This window comes from Rhizobium atlanticum (assembly GCF_030182485.1).
GTDB lineage: Bacteria > Pseudomonadota > Alphaproteobacteria > Rhizobiales > Rhizobiaceae > Rhizobium.
The window spans coordinates 191,773-209,656 of record NZ_JAQJCJ010000007.1; the positions used below are offsets into that span (position 1 = coordinate 191,773).

Consider the following 17,884-nt stretch of genomic DNA (forward strand, 5'->3'; position numbering starts at 1 on the left):
GTCAACCATTCTTCACGTGAGCATGGAAATGTGCCGCGAAAGCAAACCAGGAAGAGAGGCCTTACCAACGCGTTTCGGTCTCAAAAGCAAAAAAACTCTGCCAATTTCTCATTTCCGCCGGCAAAAAAGCATCAAAACGGTCCCCGACAGCGCTATTTTAGGGATTCTTTCGACAAATCTTCTGCTAGCTTGCGAAAAAATCAGTCCAATGCGGGGAGGCGTTCCATGGCTGCCAGAAACAATCCGAAACGGGAGAAGCAGATCGAGACTGCGCGCAAGATCGCCAAGGCGATGAGCGAGGCGCATCTCGATCCGGAAATTCTCTTTGGCCGGGCCAGCAATGACGATCTGGAACTCTATACGCCCGACATGCTGGCGCGGTCTGCCGTGCATTCGGCGAAGGAACTTGCCGCCTGGAACGGCAAGACGCCCCGCGTCAGCATCGACACACTTGCCGAGGTGACACCCGGCGGCACCGTCGTCTCGGTGCTGTCGGTGACCGACCGGAACATGCCTTTCCTCTATGAATCGGTCATGGGTGAAGTGACGAGCACCTACCGCGATCTGTTCATGGCCGTGCATCCAATCCTCGTCATGGAAAAGGGCAGAGCTCCCACGCTCTATTCCGCCGACCACCCGAGCGATCCCGCGGCACGCGTCAGTCATATCCAGCTTCATATCGCCCCATTGAATTCCACCCAGGCTGCCGACCTCGTCAAACGCGTCCAGACCGTGCTCGAACAGGTCCGTCTGTCGGTCTCGGACTGGAAGCCGATGCTTGCCAAGCTCGATGGCGTAATCGCCGAGCTGTCGGCCAACGGTGCTGGCCGCAGGAAGGCCGAACATGCCGAGGCGGTGGCCTTTCTGACCTGGCTGCGCGACGAGAATTTCACTTTCCTCGGCATGCGTGAGTATATTTATTCCGGCAAGGGCGCCGACGCCAAGGTCGAGCGCGACAAGGGCGCCGGCCTCGGCATCCTCTCCAACCCGGACGTTCTCGTACTGCGTACCGGCAAGGACGCCGTGACCACCACGCCGGAGATCCTCGCCTTCCTCGACGGCCCCGACTTCCTCATCGTCACCAAGGCGAATGTGAAATCGATCGTCCATCGCCGCGCCTATATGGATTATGTCGGCGTCAAACGTTTCGATGCCGAGGGCAACGTCACCGGGGAACTCCGCATCGTCGGCCTCTTCACCTCGACGGCCTATACCTCGCTCGCCTCCGAAATCCCGCTGCTGCGGTCGAAGATCGAAAAGGTGAAGGAGCATTTCGGCTTCGACCCGATGAGCCATTCCGGCCGCATGCTCGACAACACGCTGGAATCCTATCCGCGCGACGACCTTTTCCAGATTGACACGACGCTGCTTGCGAGCTTTGCCGAGCAGATCAACGATCTCGCCGACCGGCCGCGCGTGCGCGTCCTGCCGCGCATCGACCATTTCGACCGCTTCGTCTCGGTCATCGTCTATGTGCCGCGTGAGGAATATGATTCGATCGTGCGCGAGCGCATCGGCACCTATCTGAAGACCGTCTATGACGGCCGTGTCTCCGCCTATTATCCGGCTTTTCCCGAAGGCGGCGTCGCCCGGGTGCATTTCATCATCGGCCGTTCCGGCGGCAAGACGCCGCGCATACCGCAGGCAAGGCTCGAGCAGACGATCCGCGAAATCACTGCCCGCTGGGACGACCGTTTCGAAGCGCTTGCCGGACCAAAGTCGCCGAAACTATCGGTCGATCAAGCTTTCCAGGATTCCTTTACCCCTGAAGAAACCGTCGCCGACCTTGCCGATATCGGCGCCTGCGCCGCCGGCGAGCCGCTGCGAATCCAGTTTTATCACCGCCAGGAAGAACAGGGCCGCATCCTCTCGCTGAAGATCTTCCACGCCGGCGGCCAGCTGGCCTTGTCACGCCGCGTGCCGCTCCTCGAGAACCTCGGCTTCAATGTCGTCAGCGAACGCACCTTCGACATCGGGGTACAGGTCGGCGATGGCGCAACCCAACTCGTCGTGCTGCACGATATGGAGCTCGAGACCCGCAACGGCAGCGACATCGACCTCCATCGGTATGGCGCTGCGCTCGAGGAAGCCTTCGTCGCCGCCTTTGCCGGCACGATCGACAATGACAGTTTCAACCGGCTGATCCTTTCGGCCGGGCTCTCAGCCCGCGAAACCAATGTATTGCGCGCCTATGCCCGATACCTCCGCCAGGCCGGCATCGCCTATTCGCAGGATTACATCGCAACGACGCTCGATAAATATCCTGGTGTAGCCGCCGCCATCTTCCGCCTGTTCCACGACACGCTCGACCCCAAGCTTTCCGACAAAGCCCGCCTCAAGAAGATCGCCGACCTGCACCAGGCGATCGAGGCCGATCTTGCCGACGTGCCGAACCTGGATGACGATCGCATTCTGCGCCGCTACGTCAACATCGTCGACGCGACTCTGCGCACCAATTATTTCCAGAAGAACCCCGATGGATCGCCGAAAGCCATGCTGGCCTTCAAGCTCGATCCGCACCTGGTCGATGGGCTGCCGCAACCGAAACCCTTCCGCGAGATGTTCGTCTACGGCGTCGAAGTCGAAGGCGTCCACCTGCGCTTCGGCAAGGTGGCGCGCGGCGGCCTGCGCTGGTCTGATCGTGCCGAGGATTACCGCACCGAGGTGCTCGGCCTCGTCAAAGCGCAGCAGGTGAAGAACGCCGTCATCGTGCCGGTCGGCGCCAAAGGCGGCTTTTACCCGAAGAAGCTGCCGGTGGGCGGCAGCCGCGACGAAATCTTCAATGCCGGCCGCGAGGCGTACAAGACCTATATCCGCACGCTGCTCTCGATCACCGACAATATTTCCGGCGCCGAGGTCGTGCCGCCGGCCGATACGATCAGGCTTGACGGCGACGATCCCTACTTCGTCGTCGCCGCCGACAAGGGCACAGCAACCTTCTCCGACACCGCCAATGCCTTGGCGCAGGAGGCTGGCTTCTGGCTGGACGACGCCTTTGCCTCCGGCGGCTCGGCCGGTTACGATCACAAGAAGATGGGCATCACCGCCCGCGGCGCATGGGAAACCGTAAAACGCCATTTTCGCGAGATGGACATCGACATTCAGACCACGCCCTTCACCGTCGCCGGCGTCGGCGACATGTCGGGCGACGTCTTCGGCAACGGCATGCTGCTCTCTCCCAAGATCAGGCTCATTGCCGCCTTCGATCACCGCGACATCATCATCGATCCCGATCCTAACATGGAAAAAACGCTGGCCGAGCGCCAACGGCTCTTCAACCTGCCGCGCTCGAGCTGGCAGGACTTCGATAAGACCGTGCTTTCGAAAGGCGCGATGATCATTTCACGTTCGGCGAAATCTGTGACGCTGACGCCGGAAGCGGTTGCCGCGATTGGCATCGACAAAGGGGTGGCGACCCCATTCGAGATCATGACGGCGATCCTGAAGAGTCCGGTCGACCTGCTGTGGTTCGGCGGCATCGGCACTTATGTGAAGGCTCCCTCCGAAACCGATACCGAAGTCGGCGATCGCGCCAACGATCCGATCCGCGTCACCGCGACTGAGGTGCGCGCCAAGGTGATCGGCGAGGGCGCCAACCTCGGCGTCACCCAGAAGGGCCGCATCGCTTACTGCCTTAGCGGCGGGCGCTGCAATTCCGACGCCATCGACAACTCGGCCGGCGTCAACACCTCGGACGTCGAGGTCAACATCAAGATCGCGCTGGCGGCCGCTATGCATGACGGGCGGCTGACGCGGCCAAAACGCGACCAGCTTCTTTCGTCGATGACCGGTGAGGTGGCGGCGCTGGTCCTGCGCAATAATTACCTCCAGTCGTTGGCGATCTCGCTCGTCGAACGCAAGGGCACGGCAAACGGCCTCGAACTCGCCCGCTTCATGAGCGTGCTCGAGACCACCGGCCAGCTGAACCGCAAGGTCGAGACCTTGCCGGATGACCAGACGCTGGCCGAACGTTACACGGCCGGCAAGCCGCTGACGCGGCCGGAAATCGGCGTGCTGCTGTCCTATGCCAAGATCGTGCTCTTCGATGCGCTCGCCGCGAGCGACCTGCCCGACGACCCCTATTTTGCCGCGACACTGTCGAATTACTTCCCCGTCAAAATGCAGAAGTCGAACGCCGGCGACATATCAAGCCATCGCCTACGGCGCGAAATCATCGCGACCGTGTTGGCCAATGAAGCGATCAACCGCGGCGGGCCGAGCTTCGTCGTCGGAATGATGGACGCGACGGCGGCTTCGGCGCCGGAGGTGGTGCGTGCCGCAATCGTCGCCCGCGACGGTTTCGACCTCAACCGGCTCTGGGCCGAGACGGATGCGCTCGACGGCAAGATATCGGGCGGGGTGCAGAACCGCATTTACGAGGAAATCAGCCACAGCTTTATCGTGCTCACGCGCCTGCTGTTGAAAACCGCAATGACCAAAGCCGATATGGCCGAGGTAATTAGCCGGCTGCAGGCTGCCCTGAAGAAGTTGAGGCCTGCTTTCGCCGAACAGGCCGCCGGCGATGCTGCCGCACGCCAGGTGGAATATGCCGAAGCCGGCGTGCCCGAAAAGCTGGCGGCCGAAATCGCCAATCTCCAGAGCTTCGCGCTTGTGCCGGAGATCATGCAGATCGCTGAGCGTACCGGCGAGCCGCTGCTGCGCGCCGCCGAAAATTATTTTGCCGTGTCAAAGACTTTCCGGATCGCGCGGTTGCTGGCGGCCGGCGGCCGGATTCTCACCTCCGATCATTACGAAAATCTGGCGCTTGCCCGCAGCATCGATCAGATCGCCAGCGCCCGGCGCGACATCGTCATCTCGGCGCTTTCCGATCACGGCAAGGAGAAGCTGCCCGTCCAGGCCTGGCATGCGCAGGATCGCATCCGCATCAACCGCATCGTTGAAGAGCTTTCGAGCCTCAGTGACAGCGGCGATCCCAATCTTGCGCGCATTACCGTGGCGGCAGGCATCCTGACCGATCTTGCGCGCGACCGGGCGAGGTGAGACAGTCCGCGAAAAAGGAGCGGATGTTGAATCGCATAGACTGGACAGGAACGCAGCCGCCGAAAGCCACGGAGAAGGGCATCTGGGGGTGGATGTTCTTCGACTGGGCGGCGCAGCCTTTCTTCACCGTGGTCACCACCTTCATTTTCGGGCCCTATTTCGTTTCGCGCCTGACCGATGATCCGGTGTCGGCCCAGACGACGTGGAGCAACATGGCGACGATCTCCTCAGTGATCATCGCAGTGCTGTCGCCCGTTCTCGGCTCGATCGCCGACCAGTCCGGCGCCCGCAAACCGTGGATCGGGTTCTTCGCCATCATCAAGATCGTCAGCCTCTTCTGCCTGTGGTTTGCAGCCCCGGGTTCGCCTGTCCTCTACCCCGTGATCTTCATGATCCTCGCCTCGATTTCGGCCGAGTTTTCCATTGTCTTCAATGATTCGATGATGCCGCGGCTGGTCGCCAAGCACGAGGTGGGCAAGCTCTCCAACACCGCCTGGGGGCTTGGCTATCTCGGCGGGATGATCGTGCTGATTGCCGTCGTCACGCTATTTGCGGCCGACCCGGAAAGCGGCAAGACCATTCTCGGCCTCGATCCACTTTTCGGCCTCGACCCCAGGACCGGCGAGGACGCGCGCATCACCGGGCCGATCTCGGCCGTCTGGTACCTGATTTTCATCCTGCCGATGTTCTTGTTCACACCCGATGTCGGCAGAGGCCTGCCCTTCGGCACCGCCATCCGCGCCGGCCTGCGGGAACTGAGAAACACGCTCGGTGAACTCGGGGAACGCCGCGGCATCCTGAAATTCCTCATCGCCCGCATGATCTACCAGGACGGCGTCAACGGCCTGTTGATCCTCGGCGGCGTTTTCGCCGCCGGCATGTTCGGCTGGGCGACGATCGAGATCGGCCTCTACGGCATCATCCTCAACGTCGTTGCGATCTTCGGCTGCCTGATCGCCGGACGGATCGACAAGGGCGTCGGCTCCAAGATTACCGTCGTCATCAGCCTCACCATGCTGCTTCTCGCCACCATCGGCATCATCTCGACCGGGCCCGGTTACACCCTGTTCGGCCTGATGCCGCTGCCGACGGCCGATTCCGGCGGCCTCTTCGGCACCGCCGCGGAAAAGGCCTATATCCTTTACGGCCTGCTGATCGGGCTCGCCTTCGGGCCGGTGCAGGCCTCGTCGCGCTCTTATCTCGCCCGCAGCGTCAGCCTCGAGGAAGCCGGACGCTACTTCGGCATCTACGCGCTTTCGGGGCGCGCCACGAGCTTCATGGCGACGCTGCTCTTCTCGCTGGTGACCTATCTGAGCGGATCGGCGCGGCTCGGAATAGCAACGCTGATCCTGTTTCTCGCCGGCGGGCTAGTGCTGCTGATCCGCACGCCCTATCCGGCCGATCGCGCCTGACAATATTCCGGCGCGCCTCAGTGCCGGAAATGGCGCATGCCGGTGAAGACCATCGCCACGCCGTGTTCGTTAGCGGCGTCGATGACCTCCTGGTCTCGCATCGAACCGCCCGGCTGGATAACGGCTGTCGCCCCTGCGGCGATCATCGACAGAAGACCATCGGCAAATGGCAGGAAGGCTTCGGAAGCAACCGCCGAGCCGTGCGTCATCGGCGCCGAGAGACCGAGCGCCTTGGCGGCCTCTTCGGCCTTAAGCGCGGCAATGCGGGCGGAATCTACCCGGCTCATCTGGCCGGCCCCGATTCCGGCCGTCTGGCCGTTCTTGGCATAGACGACGGCGTTCGATTTGACATGCTTGCCGACCTTGAAGGCGAACTTCATATCATCGAGCTCCTGCGCCGTCGGTGCGCGGCGGGTGACGACCTTGAGCTCCAGATCCTCGACCATGCCGTTGTCGCGGCTCTGGACGAGCAGACCGCCCGAAACGGTTTTCGCCGTCAGTCCTGGGGCGCGCGGATCGGGCAGGCCACCGGCCGACAGCAGCCGCAGGTTCGGCTTGCGAGCGACGATCGCCTTCGCCTCCTCGGTGACATCAGGGGCGATGATAACTTCCGTGAAGAGCTTGACGATTTCCTCGGCCGTTTCGGCGTCCAATATCCGGTTGAGCGCGATAATGCCGCCGAAGGCAGAAACGGAATCGCAGGCGAGCGCCCGCTGATAGGCTTCGACCAGGCTCGCACCGGTGGCGACGCCGCAGGGATTGGCATGTTTGATGATCGCGCAGGCGGGCGCCTTTTCCGGCAGGAACTCGGCGACGAGTTCATAGGCGGCATCGGTGTCGTTGATATTGTTATAGGAGAGCTGCTTGCCCTGCAGCAGGAGAGCCGTCGAAACACCCGGGCGCTTCTCGCCGGTGACGTAGAAGGCAGCCTTCTGGTGCGGATTTTCGCCGTACCGCATCTCTTCCTTCAGCGCGCCGCCGATGACGCGGTGGCGGGGCGTGTCGATCGCCAGCGCCTCGGCGAACCAGTTGGAAATCATGGCATCATAGGCCGCGGTACGGGCATAGGCCTTGGCGGCCATGCGCTGGCGGAAGGCATAGGCGGTCTTGCCGTCATCCGCCGAAAGCTGCTCCTTGAACTCGGCATAATCATCTGGATCGGTGAGGATGGTTACATAGGCATGGTTCTTGGCCGATGCACGGATCATCGCCGGACCGCCGATGTCAATATTTTCGACGGTCGTCGGATAGTCGCCGCCGGCCGCCCGCACCTCTTCGAAAGGGTAGAGGTTGATGACGGCAAGATCGATGCCCTCGATGCCGTGCTTCTTCATCGCTTCCTGGTGTTCGCCGTCGTCACGGATCGCCAGCAGGCCGCCATGCACGATCGGATGCAGCGTCTTGACGCGCCCATCCATGATCTCTGGAAAGCCGGTGACCTCGGAGACGTCGGTGACATCAAGACCGGCAGCGGCGATCGCCTTGTAGGTGCCGCCGGTCGACAGCAGGCGCACGCCTCTTTCGGACAATGCCTGGGCGAGCTCGACGATGCCGGTCTTGTCGAAGACGGAGAGGAGCGCGGTCTTGATTTCGACCTTGTCCGGGGCGGGGATCTTTTTGGAAATGACGGCCATGAACCTTCTCCGTTCGGGCTTCGGGAGATATCCGCTAGAGCATGAGGCCGAAAAGTGTGAGCGGCTTTCGGACGAGATCCTGCCTTAGGGACGTTTTCTTGCTGTCGCCGCGTTAGCACAGCTTTGACGCCGCGCAAACAGCGCTGATGCTCTGCCTTTCGATTTAGTCCCGGATTTGAATTTTGGCCAGTTGGCCGTCCCGTCTAAGCTTTACGGGAGAGGAACCAGCGGATCTCCGTCTTCTCGGCCAGATCGAAATCGATCTCGATCTGGTCAGAGCCGCAAATGCCGGAGCTGTCGGCAAAGAAGATGTCCTCGGAAATCAGCACTTCGTTGCCGGGCGCGGTAAACAGCCAGCTCTCGCCGTCCGGCGCCGTCAGCAGCACGGACTCTCCATCACTCTGCTGCAGAACGATGGACGGATGAATATGAAAACGGGCGACGGCCTTCAGGGGCTCGTCACTTTCATATCCTTCACGCCGGATGAGCCGGTCGTGGCCTGTCACCATCGAACCTGCGGCATTGAGCGTCAGCTCACGCTCGTGCAGCACGCCGAATATCTTCAGATAACCGTCATGGCTGAGCTTGATACTGTCGCGCCCATCCTCCGTTTCCAGACGTTCGACGGTGACGGTTTTCACCGGTTCGGTGATCGCGTGATTGAGGAAAGGCGAGTGCGAAAAACGGCTGGATGAGGTGTCGTTGAGGATGACGGTCGAATGCGCCGCGGTCGTGCGCGCCATCTGCACGTAGCGGTGCCCGGCAAATTTCGGCGAGCCGGAATTGACGATGAAGCGATGGCGGCCGGACGACATTTCGAAGGAGAGGCTGCCGGCATGCGCAGTGCGCAGAGCGCCGCCGGAAGGCGGCGTGCCGGTATCGGCGATGATGACCGTCTTGCCGCCTGAAAGCCGCTGGTAGCGCGACTGCGGCAAAGCCTTGAACGGCTGGCCGGCGGTCTCGTCATATCTGAGCACCGACATCAGCTCATTGGCGAGCGTCGAGGTTGCGCCATTGAAAAGCGCCAGGTCCCCGTCCTGATGCCGGAAAAACCGCAAAGCCGGATACATGCGGTCGATGCCTGAAATCAGCTTCTGCGGCAGCTCATGGCCGAGATTGACGTAAGTCTGCCGCAATGGCAGCAGGTCGAGCAGCAGTTCCAGGCCGATGCGCGGGTTGCGCGAGATATGGCCGCCATCGGGAAGAATCTGGCTATCGAACTGGCGGTCGAGCGCCTGCGCCGCTCTTCGAAGCGTGGAGGCGCGGGCCGGCATGGCGACGGAGGCCATGGCGAGCGCGATACGCAGCCGGAACAGCTCCAGACCGCCGAGCGTATAGGGCGCCATGCGATGCAGGAACCTGACCTGGAAAGCCAGCGACTTCATGAAACGGCGATAAAAGCCACGATCGGCGTTCTGCAGCACAACAGGCGAATGCGACAGCCAGGCGATGACGCGCTGGGCGGTGACGTCGGTCTCCCAGGCAATTCCTTCCATACGGCCGGCATGGATGGAAAGCCAGCTGTCGACGATGGCGCGGGCAGCCGCCGCGCCGCGTTCAGTCTTGTGCGCCCGCATGTGCCGCAGCCAGCCGAAGCTATGCAGGCGGGTCGCGAAAGGCCGCGAGGGCAGGGTGAAGGTGAAGGGCGATTTGCCGTTCGTTTCCAGCATGCGCCCAGCCAGGAGGAAACGTCCGTTGAGAATTTCGTCGGCCACATGTGAATCGATGCCGCGAAGATCGGTCGGGGCGACGATCAGGCGCTCGGGCGGCTTGATCGAATGGCGAATGAGCTTCAGGCGCAGCAACGCGACGCGGCGCAAGGCGCGCCGCCAAGCTTCCCGAACATACATGCTCGCAAAACGCCGACCGGACTGCATATTCTATTGTCTATTGACCCTCGTGGTTAAGAATAGGTGAAAAGCAGCCGATTTCATCGTCCACAATGAATTAATTCGTGACAACGTTCGAATATGCGAAAATTAGTGCATGTCATTCGAGGACATTCCGCGGTTTCGCAAAGAATGACGGACGCGCTGCGAGGATGTAGTGACGGGGATTCGGACGACGTTTGTGGGTTTCAGTCAGGTCGTTCGCCGCAGCACCGCCGCGTAAAAGCCATCGAGGCCGGAGGCGATGCCCTCCGGCATTTTCAGCATGGTCGGAAGCGTGCGGAATTCGCCGAGCGGCGTGATCGCCGCTTCGAGGCCGGGCCAGTCGCCCGCGTTGATCGGAACGCGCTCGATCGCCTGCGTATCGGCAAGAATGCGGGCGACGACCTCCTCGCCCTCGGCTGGATCGAGCGAGCAGTTCGAAAACACCAGCGTACCGCCGGGCTTCAGCAAGGTCAGCGCATGACGCAGCAGCCGCTCCTGCAGCGCCGCCAGCCTCGCGATATCATCCGGCCCCTTGGTCCACAGCACGTCGGGGTGCCGGCGCGTCGTGCCGGTGGAAGAGCAGGGGGCGTCGAGCAGGATCGCATCGAAGCCCTCCGTCGGCTTGAATGTCGTCAGGTCTGTCGCAACCGTTTCTGCCTTCAGGCCAAGCCGGTCGAGATTCGACCGCAGCCGTTTTAGCCGGCTTTCCGACTGATCGAGTGCGGTGACCGCACCGCCGGCAAGGATAAGCTGCGCCGTCTTGCCGCCGGGCGCAGCACAAAGATCGGCGACACGTTTGCCCGAGAGATCGCCGAAAAGCCTGGCCGGGATGCTTGCCGCCGAATCCTGCACCCACCACGCACCGTCATCGAAGCCCTCGAGTGAAGGAATTCCGCCGTCGAAGGCAGCAAGCCGCACGCCGCCCGTCGGCAGGGCAACACCGTTCAGCCTTTTCGCCCAGGCTTCGGCGTCGGATTTGACGGTCAAATCGATCGCCGCAGGCTCGAGCTGCGATTGCGAGATCGCCAGCGCCGCGTCGCGGCCATAGGCCTTTTCCAGCCGTGTGAGGAACCAGCCCGGCATCAGCGGCACCTTGGCGATCTCCTCCAGCACCTCGTCCTTTTCACGGCCGAGCCGGCGCAACACCGCGTTGACCAGCTTCGCAAAGCGGCGATTACGCGGATCCTGGTTGGCCTGCTCGACGGCAAGATCGACGGCCGAATGATCCGGCACGTCGAGATAGAGGATCTGAGCAGCCGCGATTGCCAGAACATGGTGCAAGGCGCGCGCGCCCTCCGGTAGCGGCGATTCCAGCAGCGAGGCAATTGCAGCGTCGATGCGCGGCAGATGGCGCAGCGTCGTATTCAGAATGGCGCGGACAAGGGCGCGATCGCTCTCGCCAAGCGCCTTATAGGCCGGATTGCCATGTTCATGGTCGAGAGCGCCATCGAGCGGCAGCTTGCGGTCGACGACGGCAGCCAAGATTTTTGCTGCCGTCGCCCGGGCCTGCAGGCCCGGCTTGGTTGGCGCCGATCGGTCAGCGAAAGGTTTCTGTTTCCGGAATGGCTTTTTCGTGCCGTCTGAATTCAAGACCACGGACCTTTTGGCGGTTGCGAACCACCGCGACCCGTATTCGGAACAGAGCGCGATTTGCGCGACGGATTAGCAGCACGCACCGGTCCCGTCGAGACATTCATGCCGCTTTGCGACATCTCCTGCAGCGCGGCAATACGGTTTTCCGTGTTCGGGTGGGTGGAAAACAGATTGTCCATGCGTTCGCCGGAGAGCGGATTGATGATGAACATATGGGCCGTCGCCGGATTGCGCTCGGCATCCTCATTCGGCACATGGGCCGCGCCGCGGGCGATCTTTCCAAGTGCGGAAGCGAGCCAGAGCGGATTGCCGCAGATTTCGGCGCCGCGGCGATCGGCCGAATATTCGCGCGTGCGGCTGATTGCCATCTGCACCAGCATGGCGGCGAGCGGTGCCACGATCATTGCGACGAGGACGCCGATGAAACCGAGCGGATTATTGTTGTTGTCGCGGTTGCCGCCGAAGAAGAAGGCGAAGTTGCCGAGCATCGAGATCGCGCCGGCAAGCGTTGCCGTGATCGTCATCGTCAGCGTGTCGCGGTTCTGGATATGGGCGAGCTCATGCGCCATCACGCCTGCGACCTCCTCGGGAGATAAGGCAGCAAGCAGGCCGGTCGAGGCGGCGACGGCGGCATTTTCGGGATTGCGGCCGGTGGCGAAGGCATTCGGTTGCGGGCTGTCGTAGAGATAGACCTTCGGCATCGGCAGGCCGGCATTACGGGCGAGATCGCGCACGATAGCAAAGAATTCCGGTGCGTTCCGTTCATCGATCTCCTGCGCGCGATAAGCCGCAAGCACCATGCGGTCGGAGTTCCAATAGGAGAAAAAATTCATGCCGGCGGCAATGAGAAAGGCGATCACCATGCCGCCCCGACCGCCGATCAGAAAGCCGACGAACATGAAAAGCGCCGTCATGAAGGCAAGCAACATGGCAGTGCGAACGAGGTTCATTGCGAATCTCCAACTCCGATTTCGGCGTCGCAAGCTTTCAATCCCGGCGACCGCGCATTATGATTTGGTTATCCACCCGCCATTTTCAATATTTCCGGCAGGAGAAGGCCATGCAGGAAGCCGATAACGACAATAGCCAAACGCCGACGGCCGAGGGATCGGAGCCGCCGCGCAAGGTGCTGTCCCCGGCGGCCCAACGTGCGCTTGCCGAGGCTGAAGAACGACGGAAGAACCGGAAGCCGTTGGAGCTGCCACCTGAGATCGGCGGCCGCGGCGGCGCCGAGCCTGCGCGCTTCGGCGATTACGAGATCAACGGCCGGGCGATCGATTTTTGAGATCGGGCCTGAATCCCGGCCTCGTGCAGGCCGTCCAAATTCGCCAGCCAAGTAAAGTGAGCCGCCCCGACTCGGATGGAGCGGCTCTTTATATATCAGGCGGTCGCCTTGTTCTGCCGGTTGGCGATCAGATCGTCGACGACGGCGGGATCGGCAAGCGTCGAAGTGTCGCCGAGGGCACCGAAATCGTCCTCGGCGATCTTGCGCAGGATGCGGCGCATGATCTTGCCGGAGCGGGTCTTCGGCAGGCCGGGCGCGAATTGGATCTTGTCGGGCGCGGCGATCGGGCCGATTTCGGCGCGCACATGTTTCACCAGTTCCTGGCGAAGAGTGTCCGAACCATCGTGACCGGCCATTAGCGTCACATAGCAATAGATGCCCTGGCCCTTGATCGCATGGGGATAACCGACGACCGCCGCTTCCGAAACCAGATTGTGCGAGACGAGGGCAGACTCAACCTCCGCCGTTCCGAGCCGGTGGCCGGAGACGTTGAGCACGTCGTCGACGCGGCCGGTGATCCAATAATAGCCGTCCGCATCGCGCCGGCAGCCGTCACCGGTGAAGTACTTGCCCTTGTAGGTGGAGAAATAAGTCTGGATGAAGCGGCCATGGTCGCCATAGACCGTGCGCATCTGGCCCGGCCAGCTGTCGGCGATGCAGAGATTGCCGTCGGCGGGGCCTTCCAGCACCTTTCCCTCATTGTCGACCAACTGCGGCTTGACGCCGAAGAACGGCGTCGTCGCCGAACCCGGCTTCAGGTCGGTCGCGCCCGGCAGCGGCGTGATCATGTGGCCGCCGGTTTCCGTCTGCCACCAGGTATCGATCACCGGGCAGCGCTTGTCGCCGACGACATTGTAATACCATTCCCAGGCTTCCGGATTGATCGGTTCGCCGACCGTGCCGAGCAGGCGCAGCGAAGAGCGGGAGGAGCGCGTGACGAATTCGTCGCCGGCGCCCATCAGCGAGCGGATCGCCGTCGGCGCCGTGTAGAAGATGTTGACCTTGTGCTTGTCGATCACTTCCCAGAAACGGCCCTGATCCGGGAAATTCGGCACGCCCTCGAACATCAGCGTGGTCGCGCAGTTGGCGAGCGGCCCATAGACGATATAGGAGTGACCGGTGACCCAGCCGACATCGGCCGTGCACCAGTAGACATCGCCGTGATGATAGTCGAAGACATATTCATGCGTAATCGATGCATAGACGAGGTAACCGCCGGTCGTGTGCAGCACGCCCTTCGGCTTGCCGGTCGAACCTGAGGTGTAGAGGATGAACAGCGGATCTTCCGCCTTCATCTTCACCGGCGGGCATTCCGGCTTCACCGTAGCGATCTCCTTGTGATACCAGAGGTCGCGACCCGGCGCCCAGCCCGTCTTGCCGCCGGTCCGGCGCACCACCAGCACCTTGCTGACACGAACATGCTGGCGGGCGGCGATATCGATGGCCGTATCGGTATTGTCCTTCAGCGGCACCGGCTTGCCGCCGCGCACGCCTTCGTCGCAGGTGATGACGAAGGTGGATTCACAGTCGACGATACGCCCTGCCAGCGCCTCTGGCGAGAAGCCGCCGAAGACGACGGAATGCACCGCGCCGATGCGGGCGCAGGCGAGCATCGCATAGGCTGCTTCGGGGATCATCGGCATGTAGATGGTGACGCGATCGCCCTTCTTGACACCATGCTTCTTCAACACGTTCGCTGTCCGGCAAACATGCTCGTAGAGTTCGTTATAGGTGACCTTCTTATCGATATAGGGATTGTCCCCTTCCCAGATGATCGCCACCTGGTCGCCATTCGTCTTCAAATGGCGGTCGATACAATTGTAGGAAACGTTCGTCTGGCCGTCTTCGAACCATTTGATCGAGACCTTGCCGGTGAAGGAGGTGTTCTTGACCTTGGTATAAGGTTTGAACCAGTCGATCCGCTTGCCGTGCTTGCCCCAGAACTTGTCTGGATTTTCGATGCTTTCCTCGTACCATTTCAGGTACTTATCCTTATCGATCAGGGCGCGCGCCTTTACCGGCTTCGTGACCGGATAGATCTTCTCCGACATGGTACTCCTCCTCATGGGACATGCGACGGACCGCGAGCTATCTGGGCCCGAACTTCAAATCACGGCGATTCATAGCAGTTCGCATCGCCACGGCAATTAGACAAAGGTCATTTGATTTCGGAAGAATTGCAATTCTGCGACAGTCCGGTTATATAGCGCCATATTTCCCGGACATTGTGGTGACAATCCACGGACCGCGACCGGCGCGGACGATAGAAGGACTATATCCATGGCTCAAACATTGCTCATGCCGAAGGCGACTGCCATCTGGCTTGTCGACAACACGGCGCTGTCTTTCGATCAGATCGCGCAGTTCTGCAAACTGCACCCGCTCGAAGTCAAAGCCATCGCCGACGGCGAAGCCGCGCAGGGCATCAAGGGTCTCGACCCGATCTCGACGGGACAGCTTTCCCGCGATGAGATTGCTCGTGCCGAAGCCAACCCGAACCACAAGCTGAAGCTTTCCGAACCGAAGGTGCGCGTGCCGGAATCCAAGCGCCGCGGCCCGCGTTACACGCCGGTCTCCAAGCGTCAAGACCGCCCGAACGCCATTCTCTGGCTCGTCCGCAACCATCCGGAGCTGAAGGACGCGCAGATTTCGCGCCTCGTCGGCACGACGAAATCGACGATCGAGCAGATCCGCGAGCGCACCCACTGGAACTCCGCCAACCTGGCGCCGATGGATCCGGTCACACTCGGCCTCTGCAGCCAGATCGACCTCGACATGGAAGTGGAAAAGGCCGCCAAGGGTCGTCCCCTGCCGACCGCCGCCGAGCTGGGCGCAACGCTGCAATCGGCGCAGGAGACCGAGCGCCTGACCCCGAGCTACGAGCGCGAAGAGGAAAAGGAAATCGACGCCGACGCCGTTTTCCGCAAGCTGAGCTCGCTGCGCTCGGCCCCGAAGGACGAAGACGAGGACGAGCAGTACTGAGATATCAGCCTTCTCATGCAAAAACCCCGCCGAAAAGGCGGGGTTTTTCATTGGCGTTGCTGTAGAGCATCTCACACAAGGCCGAGCAATATGCTGACCTTCCGGCAGCCTTCCCGCTGATTTCACATCGGCAGGGAGCCAAAACCACGCTTTCGCAGTGCCTCTGCGATCTCTTCCAATATCGCCGGATCATCGATGGTTGCCGGCATTTTCCAGGGTATGCCGTCAGCGATCTTCTGCATGGTTCCGCGCAGGATTTTGCCGGAGCGCGTTTTCGGCAATCGGTTAACGGTGATGGCCGTTTTGAAGGCCGCGACTGGGCCGATCGACTGGCGGATCATCGCCACGACCTCCGATTCGATCGCCGGCGTTTCACGGGAAACATCGCGTTTCAGCACCAGGAAACCACAGGGAACCTGACCCTTCACCGCATCGGTCATACCGATGACCGCGCACTCGGCGACATCGGGATGGCGCGCGCAGACCTCCTCCATCGCCCCGGTGGAAAGCCGGTGACCAGCGCAATTGATGATGTCATCAGTGCGCGACATGACGAAAAGATAACCGTCCTCGTCGACACAGCCGGCATCGGCGGTCTTGTAGTAGCCAGGAAATTCATCGAGGTAAGCCGACCGGAAGCGATCGTCGGCGTTCCAGAGGGTCGGCAGGCAACCCGGCGGCAAGGGCAGCTTTATGACGATATTGCCGAGCGTTCCCGCCTCGACCGGGTGACCGGCATCGTCGAGCACCGCGATGTCATAACCGGGCATCGGCAATGTCGGTGAGCCATGCTTGACGGGGAGGGCGCCAAGACCAAGCGGATTGGCGGCGATCGGCCAGCCGGTCTCCGTCTGCCACCAGTGAATCGATGACCGGCACGCCGAACATGCGCTCCGCCCATTTCAGCGTTTCAGGGTCCGCCCTCTCGCCGGCCAGAAACAGCGCCCGGAAATCCGGCATCGGATATTTGCGCAGCAGTTCGCCCTCACCATCCTCCCGCCGGATGGCGCGGAATGCGGTCGGCGCCGTGAAAAGCGCACGCACCTTGTATTCCGAGACGATCCGCCAGAAGACGCCGGCATCCGGGGTGCCGACCGGCTTTCCCTCATAGATCAGCGTGGTCACGCCCGCGATCAGCGGGGCATAGACGATATAGGAATGGCCGACGACCCAGCCGATATCGGACGCCGTCCAGAACACCTCGCCCGGCTTCAGGCCGTAGACATTCCGCATCGACCAGTTAAGCGCGACCATATGGCCGCCATTGTCGCGGACTACGCCCTTCGGTTGGCCCGTGGTGCCCGAGGTGTAGAGGATATAGAGCGGATCGGTCGCCTTGACGGGAACACAGGCCACCTCTGCGCCGCGATGGGCCGCCACCGCCGCCTCGAAATCCTGGTCGCGGCCACCGGCGAGCTCTGCCGGAAGCTGCGGCCGCTGCAGCACCAGGCAGCGCTCCGGCTTCGTCCGCGCAAGCTCGATGGCTTGATCGACCAGCGGCTTATAGGCGATGACGCGACCGGGCTCGAGGCCGCAGCTTGCGGTGATCACCAGCTTAGCACCGCTGTCGTCGATGCGCGCGGCAAGTTCGCTGGCGGCAAAGCCGCCGAAAACGACGGAATGAACCGCACCGATGCGAGCGCAGGCGAGCATGGAAAACACCGCCTCCGGCACCATCGGCATATAAAGGATCACGCGGTCGCCCTTGCCGATGCCGATCTCGAGCAGTGTTGCTGCGATCGCCTTCACCTCACCAAGCGCCCCATCATAGGTGAAACGGCGCTTCTCGCCGGTCATGGCGCTGTCGAAGAGGATCGCCGTCTCGCCACCGCGTCCAGCTGCGACATGTCGATCCAGGCAATTGTGGCAAGTATTGGTCTCTGCCCCTGAAAACCACCGGCCATAGACGCCATTATCGGGTGAAAAGATCCGCTCCGGAGGCTTGAACCAGTCGATATCGGCGGCGGCTTCGCTCCAGAAGCCTTCGGGATCCTTTTTCCAGGCCGCATAGACCTGATGATAGCCGTTTTGCATCTGCTCCTCCCCAGAACATGCAAGCCTCGATATCAATTTAGGCTCGGCCGAGGAGGACGGAAAGCCCGA

Annotated in this window: 9 protein-coding genes and 1 pseudogene; 4 read left to right on the forward strand and 6 right to left on the reverse strand. The window is 61.7% G+C overall.

All coding sequences use genetic code 11. The annotated features are described in order from the left end of the window. Window positions 1–225: 225 nt before the first annotated feature. Both PH551_RS12780 and PH551_RS12785 read left to right on the forward strand, forming a co-directional pair. The gene (locus PH551_RS12780; protein ID WP_285193269.1) at window positions 226–5,001 is read left to right on the forward strand and encodes an NAD-glutamate dehydrogenase; all 4,776 of its coding nucleotides are present in this window, start codon (window positions 226–228) and stop codon (window positions 4,999–5,001) included. 23 nt (window positions 5,002–5,024) lie between these two features. Then, complete coding sequence (locus PH551_RS12785; protein ID WP_285193270.1) at window positions 5,025–6,413, forward strand: MFS transporter; 1,389 nt, start codon at window positions 5,025–5,027, stop codon at window positions 6,411–6,413. A 17-nt stretch (window positions 6,414–6,430) separates the two neighbouring features. On the opposite strand, the gene purH is transcribed toward PH551_RS12785, so the two are convergent. The 4 genes from purH to htpX all read right to left on the reverse strand — a co-directional run bounded on the left by purH (window position 6,431) and on the right by htpX (window position 12,464). Then, window positions 6,431–8,047, reverse strand: coding sequence for a bifunctional phosphoribosylaminoimidazolecarboxamide formyltransferase/IMP cyclohydrolase (gene purH, locus PH551_RS12790; RefSeq protein WP_285193271.1), 1,617 nt, complete (start codon window positions 8,045–8,047; stop codon window positions 6,431–6,433). A gap of 203 nt (window positions 8,048–8,250) precedes the next feature. Beyond that, window positions 8,251–9,924, reverse strand: a complete 1,674-nt coding sequence (locus PH551_RS12795; protein WP_285193272.1) for a heparinase II/III family protein — start codon at window positions 9,922–9,924, stop codon at window positions 8,251–8,253. Between the two features lie 204 nt (window positions 9,925–10,128). Further along, a complete protein-coding gene (locus PH551_RS12800; protein ID WP_285193273.1) occupies window positions 10,129–11,517 on the reverse strand; it encodes an RsmB/NOP family class I SAM-dependent RNA methyltransferase in 1,389 nt (462 codons plus the stop codon). Next, window positions 11,508–12,464, reverse strand: coding sequence for a zinc metalloprotease HtpX (htpX, locus tag PH551_RS12805; protein WP_285193274.1), 957 nt, complete (start codon window positions 12,462–12,464; stop codon window positions 11,508–11,510). The genes PH551_RS12800 and htpX overlap by 10 nt, the downstream gene beginning before the upstream one ends. A 110-nt stretch (window positions 12,465–12,574) precedes the next feature. Here htpX and PH551_RS12810 point away from each other — a divergent pair, with 110 nt between their 5' ends. Continuing rightward, a complete protein-coding gene (locus PH551_RS12810; protein WP_085779893.1) occupies window positions 12,575–12,799 on the forward strand; it encodes a DUF1674 domain-containing protein in 225 nt (74 codons plus the stop codon). Between the two features lie 95 nt (window positions 12,800–12,894). On the opposite strand, the gene acs is transcribed toward PH551_RS12810, so the two are convergent. Next, window positions 12,895–14,850 carry an acetate--CoA ligase gene (gene acs, locus PH551_RS12815; RefSeq protein ID WP_285193275.1) on the reverse strand — a complete coding sequence of 652 codons (1,956 nt, stop codon included), beginning with the start codon at window positions 14,848–14,850 and terminating at the stop codon, window positions 12,895–12,897. A gap of 229 nt (window positions 14,851–15,079) precedes the next feature. On the opposite strand from acs, the gene PH551_RS12820 reads away from it, so the two are divergent. After that, window positions 15,080–15,781, forward strand: coding sequence for a DUF1013 domain-containing protein (locus PH551_RS12820; protein WP_097601297.1), 702 nt, complete (start codon window positions 15,080–15,082; stop codon window positions 15,779–15,781). A gap of 122 nt (window positions 15,782–15,903) precedes the next feature. On the opposite strand, the pseudogene PH551_RS12825 reads toward PH551_RS12820, so the two are convergent. Continuing rightward, window positions 15,904–17,815, reverse strand: a pseudogene (locus PH551_RS12825) (propionyl-CoA synthetase). Window positions 17,816–17,884 lie beyond the last annotated feature (69 nt).

Coding starts and splice junctions, on each gene's coding strand:
- PH551_RS12780 (WP_285193269.1), top strand. CDS start 226: ATGGCTGCCAGAAACAATCCGAAACGGGAGAAGCAGATCGAGACTGCG.
- PH551_RS12785 (WP_285193270.1), top strand. CDS start 5,025: ATGTTGAATCGCATAGACTGGACAGGAACGCAGCCGCCGAAAGCCACG.
- purH (WP_285193271.1), bottom strand. CDS start 8,047: ATGGCCGTCATTTCCAAAAAGATCCCCGCCCCGGACAAGGTCGAAATC.
- PH551_RS12795 (WP_285193272.1), bottom strand. CDS start 9,924: ATGCAGTCCGGTCGGCGTTTTGCGAGCATGTATGTTCGGGAAGCTTGG.
- htpX (WP_285193274.1), bottom strand. CDS start 12,464: ATGAACCTCGTTCGCACTGCCATGTTGCTTGCCTTCATGACGGCGCTT.
- PH551_RS12810 (WP_085779893.1), top strand. CDS start 12,575: ATGCAGGAAGCCGATAACGACAATAGCCAAACGCCGACGGCCGAGGGA.
- acs (WP_285193275.1), bottom strand. CDS start 14,850: ATGTCGGAGAAGATCTATCCGGTCACGAAGCCGGTAAAGGCGCGCGCC.
- PH551_RS12820 (WP_097601297.1), top strand. CDS start 15,080: ATGGCTCAAACATTGCTCATGCCGAAGGCGACTGCCATCTGGCTTGTC.